13 protein-coding genes are annotated in these 13,960 nt (G+C 46.5%); 7 read left to right on the top strand and 6 right to left on the bottom strand.

Features of this window, described 5'->3' with window-relative positions:
• Positions 1–39 precede the first annotated feature (39 nt).
• On the bottom strand, positions 40–567 hold the full coding sequence (gene ftnA, locus LNL84_RS17155) for a non-heme ferritin (protein WP_244358920.1): 528 nt from the start codon (positions 565–567) through the stop codon (positions 40–42).
• A gap of 293 nt (positions 568–860) precedes the next feature.
• On the opposite strand from ftnA, the gene uspA reads away from it, so the two are divergent.
• Positions 861–1,286: a universal stress protein UspA gene (gene uspA / locus LNL84_RS17150; RefSeq protein WP_244358918.1), complete on the top strand. Its 426-nt coding sequence runs from the start codon at positions 861–863 to the stop codon at positions 1,284–1,286.
• 98 nt (positions 1,287–1,384) lie between these two features.
• On the top strand, positions 1,385–2,272 hold the full coding sequence (locus LNL84_RS17145; RefSeq protein ID WP_244358916.1) for a carboxylate/amino acid/amine transporter: 888 nt from the start codon (positions 1,385–1,387) through the stop codon (positions 2,270–2,272).
• A gap of 11 nt (positions 2,273–2,283) precedes the next feature.
• Here LNL84_RS17145 and LNL84_RS17140 read toward each other — a convergent pair whose 3' ends face one another.
• Positions 2,284–2,745 (bottom strand): hypothetical protein, encoded by a 462-nt coding sequence (locus tag LNL84_RS17140; RefSeq protein ID WP_244358914.1) that lies wholly within the window; start codon positions 2,743–2,745, stop codon positions 2,284–2,286.
• Positions 2,746–2,894: 149 nt separating this feature from the next.
• Positions 2,895–3,674, bottom strand: a complete 780-nt coding sequence (locus LNL84_RS17135) for a class I SAM-dependent methyltransferase (RefSeq protein ID WP_244358912.1) — start codon at positions 3,672–3,674, stop codon at positions 2,895–2,897.
• Between the two features lie 145 nt (positions 3,675–3,819).
• Here LNL84_RS17135 and asnC point away from each other — a divergent pair, with 145 nt between their 5' ends.
• Positions 3,820–4,281: a transcriptional regulator AsnC gene (gene asnC / locus LNL84_RS17130; protein WP_244358910.1), complete on the top strand. Its 462-nt coding sequence runs from the start codon at positions 3,820–3,822 to the stop codon at positions 4,279–4,281.
• Between the two features lie 45 nt (positions 4,282–4,326).
• Here asnC and prlC read toward each other — a convergent pair whose 3' ends face one another.
• On the bottom strand, positions 4,327–6,369 hold the full coding sequence (gene prlC / locus LNL84_RS17125; RefSeq protein WP_244358908.1) for an oligopeptidase A: 2,043 nt from the start codon (positions 6,367–6,369) through the stop codon (positions 4,327–4,329).
• A 202-nt stretch (positions 6,370–6,571) separates the two neighbouring features.
• On the opposite strand from prlC, the gene LNL84_RS17120 reads away from it, so the two are divergent.
• The 4 genes from LNL84_RS17120 (at position 6,572) to LNL84_RS17105 (ending at position 11,929) form a co-directional block, all read left to right on the top strand.
• Positions 6,572–7,411 (top strand): 23S rRNA (adenine(2030)-N(6))-methyltransferase RlmJ, encoded by an 840-nt coding sequence (locus LNL84_RS17120; protein WP_244358906.1) that lies wholly within the window; start codon positions 6,572–6,574, stop codon positions 7,409–7,411.
• A 272-nt stretch (positions 7,412–7,683) separates the two neighbouring features.
• Positions 7,684–9,144 (top strand): hypothetical protein, encoded by a 1,461-nt coding sequence (locus tag LNL84_RS17115; RefSeq protein WP_244358905.1) that lies wholly within the window; start codon positions 7,684–7,686, stop codon positions 9,142–9,144.
• A gap of 261 nt (positions 9,145–9,405) precedes the next feature.
• Positions 9,406–10,761, top strand: coding sequence for a glutathione-disulfide reductase (gorA, locus tag LNL84_RS17110; RefSeq protein ID WP_244358983.1), 1,356 nt, complete (start codon positions 9,406–9,408; stop codon positions 10,759–10,761).
• A 154-nt stretch (positions 10,762–10,915) separates the two neighbouring features.
• Positions 10,916–11,929, top strand: coding sequence for an acyltransferase (locus tag LNL84_RS17105; protein WP_244358903.1), 1,014 nt, complete (start codon positions 10,916–10,918; stop codon positions 11,927–11,929).
• Positions 11,930–11,981: 52 nt separating this feature from the next.
• On the opposite strand, the gene LNL84_RS17100 is transcribed toward LNL84_RS17105, so the two are convergent.
• Complete coding sequence (locus tag LNL84_RS17100) at positions 11,982–12,839, bottom strand: SPOR domain-containing protein (protein ID WP_244358901.1); 858 nt, start codon at positions 12,837–12,839, stop codon at positions 11,982–11,984.
• A gap of 169 nt (positions 12,840–13,008) precedes the next feature.
• Positions 13,009–13,959 carry an ABC transporter permease gene (locus LNL84_RS17095; protein WP_244358899.1) on the bottom strand — a complete coding sequence of 317 codons (951 nt, stop codon included), beginning with the start codon at positions 13,957–13,959 and terminating at the stop codon, positions 13,009–13,011.
• Between the last annotated feature and the right edge of the window lies 1 nt (position 13,960).

The raw sequence follows: 13,960 nt of genomic DNA, 5'->3' as shown, positions 1-13,960 counted from the left end.
CAAGAGAAAAAGACGACAGGTCGACTTTAGTCGCTGATATTACTCAGCAGAGGCATCCATAATGGAAGAAGAACCTTCTTTTGCTAACTGTGCTAGGTCCTTATCAATGAAAAACAGAGCCTGACCATTTTCACCAACAAGTTCTAGCTTATCCAAAATCCCTTTAAACAGTTTTTCTTCTTCATGCTGCTCAGAAACATACCACTGAAGAAAATTAAACGTTGAGTAGTCCTGAGCGGTGAAAGCAACATGAGCGAGCTTATTGATTTTTTCAGTAATCATTTGCTCATGTTCGTAAGTTTCACGGAATACGTCACCAAGGCTGTTGTAGTCATGTTTAGGAGCGTCAATCGCACCTAAGATTGGCAGCGCACCCGTTTCACTAACATACGTAAATAGGCGCTGCATGTGCTCCATTTCTTCTACAGCATGGACTCGCAAAAACTCCGCTGCACCCTCGAATCCTTTGTCTTCACACCAAGCACTCATTTGTAAGTATAGATTGGATGAAAAAAATTCTAGATTTATTTGCTCATTCAAGTGTTCAACCATGGATGGAGATAGCATTTGAAGCTCCTAATTTTCTGCGCTAAATAATAATTACTATACCATGCTTTATAAACAGGTAGTCAACTTGTGTGCTCGTCGTTGAATGGCGTATCACATTTGTAGCCCCCATATCATCTACATTTACGTTTAAATCAAAGTTCAAAATCAAATGGAAAATCAGTAGATAGCTGCCCATATCAACGATCAACATTCACATCTGTCATCCACTCAGTTAATGAGATCCTGACAACAAAAAAAACTTGCGTGAAGTGCTATGTTTTAACTGGAACATTCAAAAAGGAGCATTGCACATGAGTTACAAACACATTTTAGTCGCATTAGATCTCTCAGATGAAAGCAAACTGCTCATCGATAAGGCAGTCTCCTTAGCCAAACCGCTTGATGCCGAGCTTTCTTTCATTCATATCGATGTGAACTATACCGAGCTGTACACTGGATTGATCGACGTAAACCTTGCGGAGAACCAAAATAAAACAATGGAAGCCTCGCTGGCACAGTTACAAGCTTTTGCTGACTACGCGAGTTATCCAGTGAAGCACTCTCTGGTCGGGAGTGGCGATTTAAGCAATGAGCTGACCGACACCATCAAGGAGTTCAATATCGATCTTGTGGTCTGTGGTCATCATCAGGATTTCTGGAGTAAATTGCTTTCATCCACAAGGCAACTTATCAATACCTCGCCTGTTGATTTACTGGTGGTACCGATCAAGGACTAACCGTCTTCAGGCTCCTAACTGGAGCCTTTTTCATCCTACCTCTTTGCGTATCTTGTCGTGATATACTGCGCGCAAATTCTTAATTGTAAGTTGTATCTATGGGTTATCTCTATTCTGTCACACTGCTTTGGGCATTTTCCTTTAGCTTAATTGGTGTGTATTTAGCGGGTCAGGTTGACTCCTGGTTCTCCGTTCTGATGCGTGTCGTCCTTGCAGGCGTGGTGTTCTTACCATTTCTGAAATTTAAGGGCGTACCTAAGGCTCTAGCAGCCAAGCTGATGGCCATTGGCGGTATCCAACTTGGCTTGATGTATTGCTTTTACTACCAATCCTTTTTGCTGCTATCAGTTCCTGAGGTGTTACTATTTACGGTTTTCACACCTATTTATGTCACCTTGTTTTACGACTTTCTTAAAGGCCGTTTCTCACCGTGGTATTTGGTGACGGCTGCAATTGCGGTAGCGGGCGCGGCGTTTATCAAATTTGCCGGTATCAATGAGCAGTTTTTGACGGGGTTTCTTGTGGTTCAGGGGGCCAACGTCTGTTTCGCTATTGGCCAGGTCGGCTACAAATACGTCATGGAAAAGAGTGATGTCGAGCTGCCTCAACATACGATTTTTGGTTACTTCTATATAGGTGCCATCATAGTCGCTACGGTGGCCTTTGCTCTAATGGGTGACATCAATAAATTACCAACCACCACGACTCAGTGGGTAGTACTGACCTACCTTGGCGTCATCGCTTCAGGCTTGGGTTACTTTATCTGGAACAGAGGGGCGTGTCTGGTCAATGCAGGAGCATTAGCTGTGATGAACAACCTGTTAGTTCCAGCAGGCCTTATTGTAAACATTGTCATTTGGAATCGCGACGTCGATGTCGCCAGGTTGTCGATTGGTGGCGCCATTATCTTAGCGTCATTGGTGATCAATGAAATATGGGTTAAGCCTCGCGCACAAGCTCAGTACCAAGGCTCCGCTAATCCTTAAAGTCGTCAAAGTCAGTGTAGCGCCTCGCGCTGCACTGACTCACCTCGTAATTCCACGCTGCTGGGTGATAAACCATAGCGCAATTCTAACTCTGCTTGCTTACGAGCCAGCTTCGCACTTTTTTTCAAAATCTTAGCAAGCTTTTTCTGCGCCTTCTTCTGTTTCTTCAGTGCCTTTTTAGCGCTCTTTTCCGCTTTATTTTCTTGCTGTTGTTGAGGCTCTTGAATATCAACAACTATAGGCACGGGTTGTACCAATGTTTCGGCCAGCACGGCACACTGCTGTTTCTCAATCATGGGTTTTCCCTGACACTGTTTCGGTGGGATAGCTGCCGGCTTGCACAATCGTGATGAATCACTAGAGGAGCGAGAACATGAACGACACAGGTATTTGGCTTCCGCGACTAAGGTGTAGATTTCACCTAGGTTGGCGTTGATCTCATGTCGATTTAGTTTGCATAGACGTTTACTCATACAACTTCCCACTCTCCGATACAGCGATGAGCCTGTGGCTCCAATTACAGATAAGAATGACAATGATTCTTAATTAGATATAACTGGAAATGGATATGGTTGCAAGTAACAGCGCTCAGGTTACTGGAACAAAAAGTAACCTACTTTCGCTAACTCATTGACGCTTTAACATAAACATCAAAGCGATTTTTCTTGGTCTCGATCGCCATACTCGGCTTTTGACCATCAAGCCAGTCGGCATAGTCGGGACGTTTAACAACGACTCGCTTGCATGCCAGCTGCAGTGCCGGCGCTAATAACGCATCAGCATCATTATCGGCGCCAACCAAAGATTGAAAAACACGCATTTCTTTTTTGACCAGAGCACTCTTTTTCTTGTTCTCTGGATGCGGGTACATTGGGTCAAGATACACCACATCTGGCTGCTCAAAATCAGGGTCACTGGCCAGCTTCTCCAACGCATCGTGGCTTGATGCATGAATCAATGACATTCGCTCTGTCACCCACGCCCCGATCTCTTTATCTTGTTGAGCTCTGGATAAGCCGTCATCCAACAAAGCGGCTACAACGGGGTGCCTTTCCACCATTTGAACCTTACATCCTAACGACGCAAGCACAAACGCATCACGTCCGAGACCGGCGGTACCATCGAGTACTGTCGGCGTCACTCCTTTGTTAAGCCCTGCCGCTTTAGCGATAGATTGTCCCTTACCGCCTCCAAACTTGCGACGATGCGCCACAGCGCCACTCACCAGATCAACGTAAATAGCACCAAGTTTTGGCTCGTCCAATTTACGAAGCTCTAAACGAGTGTCGGTCAATACCAGTGCAAAGACACTTTGTTCACAAGCGACAAGCCCCCAACGAGTGGCGAGCTGTTCGAGTTCTTGCTGACGATTCTCATGTTCACTGATTAACTGAATTTGCACGGGTGGCTCCGACAAGGAATAACTAGGAAGCGCAAGTGTACCTGAACTGCTCAGTGCAACCAATAAGCGTGATCACCTTGCCCCCATATGTAAGTTTAATGGTAAGCTTAGTGGATAATGATTCATCCATCGCTAAGGATACGCTATGCATGGCAATAACGCCCTTGATGATCTCGACCGTGCTATTTTAAAAACGTTAATGGAAGATGCACGCCGGCCTTACGCAGAAATGGCTAAGCAGTTCGATGTCAGCCCAGCAACGATTCATGTTCGTATTGAGAAGATGAAAGCGGCAGGCATCATTGAAGGAACCGAAGTGGTGGTGAACACTAAAAAGCTGGGTTATGACGTGTGCTGCTTTATTGGCATTAACCTCTATGCTGCGCGCGACTACCATTCGGCATTGGAAAAGCTCGACGCCCTTGATGAAGTGGTTGAGGCTTACTACACCACGGGAGCCTACAATATTTTCGTTAAACTTATGTGTCGCTCTATTGAAGAGCTACAGCACGTTCTGATCGAAAAGCTGCAAGCGATCAGTGAGGTGCAATCGACCGAAACGCTGATTTCGTTGCAAAACCCCATCAGTCGCAACGTCGACCCATAAATGCCTTGACTATAAAAAATGGCTCCCTTTGGGGAGCCATTTCAGTTACGCGCTAATACCAGCGTGACGCAGCAAGGCGTCGATTTCTGGCTCTCGGCCTCTAAAGCGTTTAAAGAGCTCCATTGGCTCTTCGCTGCCACCCATTTCCAGGATGTTGTTCAAAAAGCTTTGACCCGTTTCCTTATTAAAAATGCCTTCCTCTTCAAAGCGAGAATACGCATCTGAAGACAGGACTTCTGCCCACAGGTAGCTGTAATAACCCGCACTGTAACCACCAGCAAAAATATGGCTAAAGCTGTGCGAGAAGCGGTTCCACTCAAGGCTTGGCAATACGGCCACTTTGCCTTTCACTTCAGCCAACGTTTCTAGAACGCGAGCTCCAACCTCTGGATCATATTCGGTGTGCAGCGTGAAATCGAAAAGTCCAAACTCGAGTTGACGCAAAATAAACATCGCCGACTGAAAGTTTTTAGCAGACAGCATTTTTTCGAGCATCTCTTTCGGTAATGGTTCACCCGTTTCATAGTGTCCAGAGATGAAGGCTAGCGCTTCTTCTTCCCAACACCAGTTCTCTAAGAATTGGCTAGGCAACTCAACCGCATCCCATGGCACTCCATTGATCCCTGACACCGCCCCTGCATCGATCTTCGTCAGCATATGATGAATGCCATGACCTGTTTCGTGGAAAAGTGTCACCACTTCATCATGAGTAAACATCGCAGGCTTATCGCCTACAGGTTTATTGAAGTTACACGTTAGGTACGCCACTGGCGTTTGCAGCTCACCATCAAGGTTTGTGCGGCGCACACGGCATTCATCCATCCACGCACCGCCACGTTTGTGCTCGCGTGCGTAGAGATCGAGATAGAAACTGCCGCGCAACGTACCTTCACTATCAAAGATATCGAAGAAACGTACCGACTCGTGCCAGGTATCAACCCCTTCACGCTCTTTGATCTGCATACCAAAAACGCGATTGAGCACTTCAAACAGCCCACTCACGACTTTTGATTCAGGGAAGTAAGGGCGCAGCTCTTCGTTAGAAAACTGGAATAAATGCTGTTTTTGCTTCTCACTGTAATAAGCGATGTCCCACAAATTAAGTTCGGTAACACCAAACTCTTTCTCAGAAAATCGACGCAGCTCTTCAACTTCACGCTCGCCTTGTGGCTTAGCCTTCACCGCAAGATCATTAAGAAAACCAAGAACCTGAGCCGGAGTCTCTGCCATTTTGGTCGCCAGTGATTTTTCGCTATAGGTCGCAAAGCCCAGCAAGCGAGCTATTTCGTGACGCAGTTTTAGCTGCTCGGTAATAATTTCGGTGTTGTCCCATTGACCCGCATTCGGACCACGGTCTGAGGCTCTGGTGACGTAAGCCTCGTAAAGCTCTTGGCGCAGTGCTTGGTTATCGCAGTACGTCAGTACCGGAAGGTAAGATGGGATATCGAGAGTGAGCAAGTAACCATCAAGTTCTTTCGCTTGTGCCGCCGCTTGTGCTGCCGCCAGCGCAGACTCTGGCATTCCGGCCAATTCTTTTTCATCGGTAACGTGCTTGCTCCACCCCATAGTTGCGTCGAGCACATTGTTCGAAAACTGCGAGCCTAACTCTGACATGCGCTTGCTGATTTCACCATACCGGTGCTGTTCATCCGCAGGTAGGCCGATCCCAGACAGCTCAAAATCACGCAACGCATCTTTGATGGTTTTTTGTTGAGCTTGCGACAAAGCAGCAAAGCTCTTAGCGTCTTTAATTGCTTTGTAAGCCTCAAAGAGCCCTTTGTGCTGACCAACCCAAGTGCCGTACTCTGACAGCAGCGGTAAGCAGCTCTCGTACGCTTCACGTAATTCATCACTGTTGACGACCGAATTCATATGGCTCACCGGAGACCATAAACGGCTCAGGCTATCATCAACCTGTTCTATTGGCGCGACGAGGTTATCCCAAGTTGGCGTGTCATTTCCCTCAAGCACCTGTTCTATTTTTTTACGGCAAGCCTCGATAGCTTGCTCTACCGCTGGCTTTACATGCTCAGGCTTTATCTGTGAGAAAGGAGGTAAGTCAGTAATACTCAGAAGTGGGTTAGACATGCAGCATCCTTTTTGTGTTATCAGTTATCAATCTTACCTTTACTCGACATAGGGTGAGTCGTTGAGATAAGTGTTATCAATAAGATGTAGGCTGTTGGCCTAAAATTCAATGGCCGATGACGGAACTCCTCACACAGACTGTGCCACCAAAGCGATTTGCGTATATAATCCGTCCATTGGTTTTTATAAGTGAGTCATCATTTTGCTGAGTTATCGACACAGTTTTCACGCAGGCAATCACGCCGACGTCATCAAGCACATAGTACAAAGTCTTATCCTTAATTCTCTAAAAAACAAGGAAAAGCCGTTTGTTTACCACGATACGCATTCCGGTGTCGGGCGCTACGATCTTACTCACGAATGGTCTGAGAAAACGGGTGAATACAAACAAGGGATCGCTCGCATATGGGGAAATAAAGACATCCCACAAGACGTAGCTTCCTACATTGATTCGATCGAAATGCTCAATAGTGACGATACGCTGCGCTATTACCCGGGCTCACCGCGCGTGGCTCGAGCACACTTACGCGCGCAAGATCGCATGGTTCTCACCGAACTGCACCCTAGTGATTTTCCATTGCTAGAACAAGAATTTCACCGCGATCGCCAGGTTAAAATCTATAAAGACGATGGTTTCCAACGTTTGAAGGGCAGCTTGCCTCCAGCAGAACGCCGTGGCTTAGTGCTTATCGACCCGCCGTATGAGTTGGCCAAAGAGTACCGTGATGTGGTGACCGCTATCGCACAAAGCTACAAGCGTTGGGCAACCGGTATCTACGCCATTTGGTATCCAGTGGTGAATCGCTACGACATTGACGACATGATCGAAGGCCTCGAAGGTCTTGGCATTCGTAAAATTCTGCAAATTGAATTGGGTGTCTCCCCCGACACCAACGAACGAGGCATGACCGCATCAGGCATGATTGTCATCAATCCGCCGTGGACACTCGAAAAGCAGATGAACGATATCCTTCCTTACCTAAAAGACAAGATAGCCCCAGCAACCGGCCACTTTAAAGTGGAATGGATTGTACCTGAATAGCAACATCTAGTGAGTCAGCATTTTGGTTGGCTCACTTAACCTCCCAACATCAACTTCTTTCAATGACCTTATCTCACTATATAAGGCATCTTTTTATTGCTGGCACCCGCTGCGCGAACAAAAGTACACCATACTGCTATTGCCTTGTTTTTATTGGATAAAAATTAGATAAAAGTCACTTAATTGCATATAAAAACACAACCCAGTGTGATTAAATACTCTTGCATTTGATATGCAAACAGAACAATAAGATTATCAATAAGGAAATATCAGTGGATAACAAGAATTCAAGGTTGTTTAAAACAACAGGGTTGGCTTTAGCCATTTCTTTGGCAATGACTGGCTGTGGTGGCGGTAGCGATGACAGCAGTGGTAACAATGGTGGTACCGAAACCACCACTTATAAGGTGCAAATCAAAGACGGTTACCTTGTGGACGCTGAAGTCTACGTGGATCGCAATAAAAACGGCGTTGCGGATGCAAATGAAAAAGTCACCGCACTGACTGATGAGCAAGGCTACATTACCCTGCCCGTTGAAGATAAAGAGTTCCCAATCATTGCTCGAGCGATTGCTGGCAAAACTTACGATACCGACAAAGGGGGCCGCTTAACCGACACCTATGAACTATCGACAGCTGCGGGTATGGAAGTCATGAACCCTTTCACGCTTATCGCCGCGAAAAATGATGTCACTATAGAAGAAATTGCTCAGCAGCTTGGTGTGAATAATACTGAGTTACTGACATCGGACTACGTTGCTGCTAAGACAACAAAAAATGATGATGCTAGCAAAGTTCACTTCGCCGCTCGCTCTTTCGCAGAACTCTTTGCCAAAGGCGATGCCAGCGATATTAGTGACTGGCAGAACCACATCACCAACATTGTTGCTGGTATTGCTGAAGTCGAAGGCTACGGCAGCGACGATGATCTAAACAACTATATTGTGCGCGAAGGTGTGGTTGTCGAGGCACTAAAACCACTCAAAGAAGCACTGGTTGGTAAAACGTACGACTTCATTTCAACCAATGAAGCCTACGGTACACAAGAGGGTTTCATGACCCTCACGTTCAACGACTCCACCATCACAGTCGATGATCACGTTCAAGGTGAAGACCCATCTGATATGCCAACTGAGTACCACTACAACGGTTTCATGGTTTCTGGCGAAGAAGGCGGACCGCGCCTTGAAGAAGTGATTTTCCTGGGAGATAGCCTCGCGTTAACCGTGACGGCAGACAACGACCTACAGGTTGGCAGTACCCAAGACCTTGCGGGCGCTGCTGATGGTTATGCAGATTTCCGCATTAATGCACCTTACACCGAAGAGGCACTGAAAGGCAAAACGCTTTACCACTTCTGGGATGATGCGGGTGCTCTTGACTACACGGCCAAGCCATATTTTTCAGTTCTATCACTAGCAGAAAACGGCTCAGGCACGATTACAGAGTTTGCCAGCCTTGAGAGTTATCTTTCAAATACCCCTGAAGCGACTCACGACGGATTCTGGACAGTCATTGACGGTTCATTGGTGATTGGTGAGAGCAGCGATTCATTAACAAAAGATCAGGATTGGACTTTCCACTTTACCGATCTTTCTGATCATGGCCTACATGTGGCTTATGACTATGAAGAAGGCACCGGGCGCACCAAACTACCTCGCCTGATCACTGAAAACGAAGATCTAGCGGTCAGCTTGTTTGAGGAGTGGACAAGTTTAGTACATTCTCGATAATGTCATTCACATGGGCGCTACGGCGCCCATTTTTATAACAAAGGACAAGCCACTTCCTATTTTCGTCCCAACGGCTCTTCATTCATCGTTATTAGTCATAATCAACTGTGCTTTTTCCCATTAGCTAAAGTTGCTAGACTCAATTTATAGTATGGATAGCGATTGTTAACAAAACATGACAGTGATATTGAGTTCATCGATGCTCACCCCAATGTATTGGCAACAAGCAATCAAAAAATTAATAAGCTCTCGGAGAACGTAATGGCAACGCATTTTGACTATATCTGTATTGGTGGCGGCAGTGGCGGTATCGCTTCTGCAAACCGCGCAGCAATGTATGGCGCTAAAGTCGCGCTAATTGAAGCACAAGACCTTGGCGGTACGTGTGTCAATGTGGGTTGTGTGCCAAAGAAGGTAATGTGGCATGGCGCTCAAGTTGCGGAAGCAATGAATCTGTACGCAGAAGACTACGGCTTTGATGTCGATGTTAAAGGTTTTGACTGGAGCAAGCTAGTCGAAAGTCGCCAGGCGTACATTGGCCGAATTCACCAATCTTACGATCGTGTTCTGGGTAACAACAAAGTTAACGTTATCCGTGGCTTTGCTAAGTTTGTTGATGCAAAGACTGTTGAAGTCAACGGTGAGCACTACACTGCGGATCACATCCTCATCGCCGTTGGTGGTCGTCCTACGATTCCAAACATTCCTGGCGCAGAGTATGGCATCGATTCAAATGGTTTCTTTGAACTAAACGAGCAACCAAAACGTGTGGCGGTTATCGGTGCGGGCTACATCGCCGTTGAGATTGCTGGCGTACTGCATGCCCTGGGCACAGAAACACACCTGTTCTGCCGTAAAGAATCACCATTGCGCAGCTTTGACCCAATGATCATCGACACTCTGGTTGAGGTGATGAACACTGAAGGCCCAACTCTTCATACTCACTCTGTACCGAAAGAAGTGATTAAAGAAGCCGATGGCAGCCTGACTCTACACCTAGAAAACGGTGAAAGCCAAAACGTCGATGAGCTTATCTGGGCTATCGGTCGCCACCCTGCGACGGATGCGATCAATTTAGCGGCAACCGGTGTTGTCACCAATGACCGTGGCTACATCAAGGTGGATGAGTATCAAACGACAAACGTTGAAGGCATTTACTGTGTCGGCGACATTATGGAAGGTGGTATAGAGCTAACGCCAGTTGCAGTGAAAGCCGGTCGCCAACTTTCTGAGCGCCTATTTAACAATAAAGCCGACGCAAAAATGGATTACAACCTAGTCCCGACTGTGGTATTCAGCCACCCACCTATCGGCACGATTGGTCTCACAACCCAAGATGCGGAAGCGAAATACGGTAAAGACAACATTAAGGTGTACACGTCTGGCTTTACTGCTATGTACACTGCTGTGACGAAGCACCGTCAACCATGTAAGATGAAGTTGGTATGTGCAGGCCCTGAAGAAACCGTTGTTGGCCTACACGGCATCGGCTTTACCGTTGATGAAATGATTCAAGGCTTTGCCGTTGCCATGAAGATGGGTGCGACTAAAGCAGACTTCGACTCTGTCGTTGCGATTCACCCAACGGGTTCTGAGGAATTTGTTACCATGAGGTGATCATCATATTGAATTTAGAGGCCAGCAAGTTGCTGGCCTTTATTGTTTTAGGTCGAGGTGTAGATATCAATAATTGCCGCTATTTAACCAAACATCTTCTCTTATTGATTTGAATTCCCTATAGTGAAGCGCACTTTCATAAAGGTTGACGCTCTTGAAAAAACATATCTTTTTCTTTGACTTATTGCGTACAGTGGCTGCTATCGCCGTTATCGTTATTCATGCCCTCGGCCCCTTCAAACACGAATTCGGGCAGATCCCTTTTTTTGACTGGGCGACAGCCATTACATTCAATAGTTTCAGCCGCTGGGCAGTTCCTGTCTTTATCTTAATTTCTGGCGCACTGCTGCTCAGTGATAAGCGCCCATTCGACATGAAATATTACCTGTCACGCAGGGTGAGCAAGGTGGTGGTGCCATTTTTGATCTGGTCGCTGTTCTATGCCTATTTATCGGGCTGGACAAGCCAGGGATTTGATCTAGAGACGACAAAAATGGTGCTGTCTGAGAGCTACCATCACCAAACCTACTACCACCTTGGTTTTTTCTACTATTTTATTCCGCTGTACATTGCCGTTCCCTTCCTGCAAGCCATGGTCCGCAAGGGTGACGATACCGTTTTGTATGCATTTACGGCCATTTGGCTCATTACTACCACGCTGTTCTTATTTAGGATCAACGGCATATGGAATGAACAATTTTGGTTATTTCTGGGTTATCTACCACTAGGGTATCTGCTTTATCAAAAGCTGCCACTGTCTGCCAAGTCAGTGAGTATTTCTCTGCTACTGGGCGGTGCGGCGATGATACTTACCGCCTATATGGTAGTCACCAACAGCATTGAGGCAGGTAAGTACACCTATGGGCGCTGGCTCTCCTACAAGACAATCAACACCGTACTCGCGGCATGTTTAGTGTTTGTTGTGTGCAGAGCTAGCGCGAATCACTTACCTGAGTCACTTAAAACCATGGTCAGGTTTGTCGGCAAACACAGTTTAGGCGTCTATCTATTACACCCACTGTTTCTATGGCCAATGATTGAGTTCAAGTTACACCAAGGCCCTGCATTGATCATGATCCCCATTTGGGTGACGCTAAGTGGTGCCGGTTCACTGACGCTAACCTGGTGGATATCTAAATCCCCAAAGTTTCGCTGGCTACTTCCATAACGCGGTTGGTATAAAAAAGCACAGCGCCGTGCTGTGCTTAGGTGAGTGTCTCTTAGTTGATGCAGGCCACATTGAGCAAGGTGTTGCCTTTTAGTGGCGCGATTCTTCCGTTACTGAACATGCCCTTCTGGCCACTACCCCAATACGGCATTTGTTCTGGCCATTTGTCTTTTCTCATTGAGCTATTAAGTCGTAGCGTCTGCCACTCTTTTTCATCGATCAGTCGCATGTCCAACGCACTGCACATCTCAATAGCTTCGTTATAACTGACTCTATTCCATGCTTTATCGTGCTCCATATAAAACTGATGACTGCCTTTAGAGGAGTATGGCGCAACATAGGTTTTGTCATCAATCGAGGTACTGATTCTCACAATTAAGTCTGGCTGAGCCTGGGTTGCCATCGGTTTTATGGTTTGGACTGTTTTTGCGATGGGCTCAGCGGCTGCAGATGATGATTGCTTGGCTTGATCTTGTTGCGGATTGACTTGTCTGGCAAATGCATCTTTGTTTGCTCTTAATGAACGCACCTGCTGCAGTTCCTCTTCTAACACATCAACATCTGAGTAGGGCCCGATTAGGCAGCGGTATTTTTTGGATTCAGGTTTCATCCAAATGTCTGTTGATATTTTGCCGTACAAAGGCTTAGCCTGCTTTAAACTTAATGGGGCATCCAATAATCCACATTGTATCCAATAAACCGACTCGGCACTTCTCGGGGCTTTTTGCCCCCAAATGCCTTTACCGATGGGGCAATCTTGCTCCAATACTGGTAATTCGTTTGTGGATGCTTGGGAAGCGCTACACAGCGCATCTGCCGCGTGCGACGCCATCGAATGCGAGACTAAGGTGAACGATAGAAAGCTTAACCACAATAGTCGACGTCCATTTCTAACCATACAAGAGCTCATATACTTCCTCTTACGCTCTGAATCATCTAGCCGCAGATGAGTAATACGCTGGCAGCTAGCGGTGTTTCATATATTGCTCACTATGATTTATTAAACCAATAAAAAGAGCCACATAAATATGTGGCTCTTAGTTTAGGGATGAACAGGGTTAAAAATCAATCGCTTTGGATCACCCTTTATAGATTTTCGGGTTAAATACATCTCGTAGCCAGTCACCCAATAGGTTAATCACCAGTACCAGTGTTACCAGTAGTACACCAGGGAATGCGGTGATCCACCATGCGCCCGAGAAGATGTAGTTAAAGCCGATACTGATCAATGCGCCCAATGACGGCTGATCAACCGGTAGACCAAGCCCTAGGAATGACAGCGCCGCCTCTGACATGATCGCGTTAGCAACCTGTACCGTTGAGATAACCAAGATTGGTGACAAACAGTTAGGCAGAATGTGACGGAACATGATTCGTGGGGCCTTAAAGCCCATCACTCGCGCCGCTTCTACATACTCTTTCTTCTTCTCTGCTAATACTGATGCACGAATGGTACGCGCATATTGAGGCCACTCTGCCACACCAATGATCACCACCAGCATCACAACCGCATATTGACTGTAAAAGTCACTGCCAAAGCTCGCTTTAAAGATAGCAGAGACGATGATTGCAACCATCATGGTTGAAAACGATAGCTGGACATCCGCGAAACGCATCAAGAAGCTATCGATACGACCACCGAAATACCCTGCCGATAGACCAATAATGGTGCCAAGAAACAGTTGCAAACCTACCGCAAGGAAACCAATGGTCAACGATAAACGCGAGCCGTACAGCATGGTCGAGAAAATATCGCGCCCTTGTTCATCGGTTCCTAGTAAAAAGTTTTCGTCGCCATCTTCCATCCAAGAAGGTGGTAACTCCGCATCCATAATATCAATGGTGCTGAGATCATACGGGTTGTGTGGTGCAATAAGTGGCGACGCCAACGCCATCAATAAGAACACCATAAAGACTGTGAAACTCGCCATCGCAACTTTGTCGCGCTTGAAGTGGTAGAAAAAATCTGACTCCTTGAAGCGCTCCCAGCGAGAAGGAACGTGCGATGTTGTGGTTGAAACTTGAGACATG

The sequence above is a fragment of the Vibrio gelatinilyticus genome (assembly GCF_022836845.1).
In the GTDB taxonomy this organism is placed as follows: Bacteria; Pseudomonadota; Gammaproteobacteria; order Enterobacterales; family Vibrionaceae; genus Vibrio; species Vibrio gelatinilyticus.
This window is presented reverse-complemented; position numbering and strand designations above follow the sequence as displayed.

What these genes read in the sequence shown, in the direction of transcription:
- uspA (WP_244358918.1), top strand. Translation starts at nt 861, where the DNA reads ATGAGTTACAAACACATTTTAGTCGCATTAGATCTCTCAGATGAAAGC.
- ftnA (WP_244358920.1), bottom strand. Translation starts at nt 567, where the DNA reads ATGCTATCTCCATCCATGGTTGAACACTTGAATGAGCAAATAAATCTA.
- asnC (WP_244358910.1), top strand. Translation starts at nt 3,820, where the DNA reads ATGCATGGCAATAACGCCCTTGATGATCTCGACCGTGCTATTTTAAAA.
- LNL84_RS17095 (WP_244358899.1), bottom strand. Translation starts at nt 13,959, where the DNA reads ATGTCTCAAGTTTCAACCACAACATCGCACGTTCCTTCTCGCTGGGAG.
- prlC (WP_244358908.1), bottom strand. Translation starts at nt 6,369, where the DNA reads ATGTCTAACCCACTTCTGAGTATTACTGACTTACCTCCTTTCTCACAG.
- LNL84_RS17100 (WP_244358901.1), bottom strand. Translation starts at nt 12,839, where the DNA reads ATGAGCTCTTGTATGGTTAGAAATGGACGTCGACTATTGTGGTTAAGC.
- gorA (WP_244358983.1), top strand. Translation starts at nt 9,406, where the DNA reads ATGGCAACGCATTTTGACTATATCTGTATTGGTGGCGGCAGTGGCGGT.
- LNL84_RS17140 (WP_244358914.1), bottom strand. Translation starts at nt 2,745, where the DNA reads ATGAGTAAACGTCTATGCAAACTAAATCGACATGAGATCAACGCCAAC.
- LNL84_RS17145 (WP_244358916.1), top strand. Translation starts at nt 1,385, where the DNA reads ATGGGTTATCTCTATTCTGTCACACTGCTTTGGGCATTTTCCTTTAGC.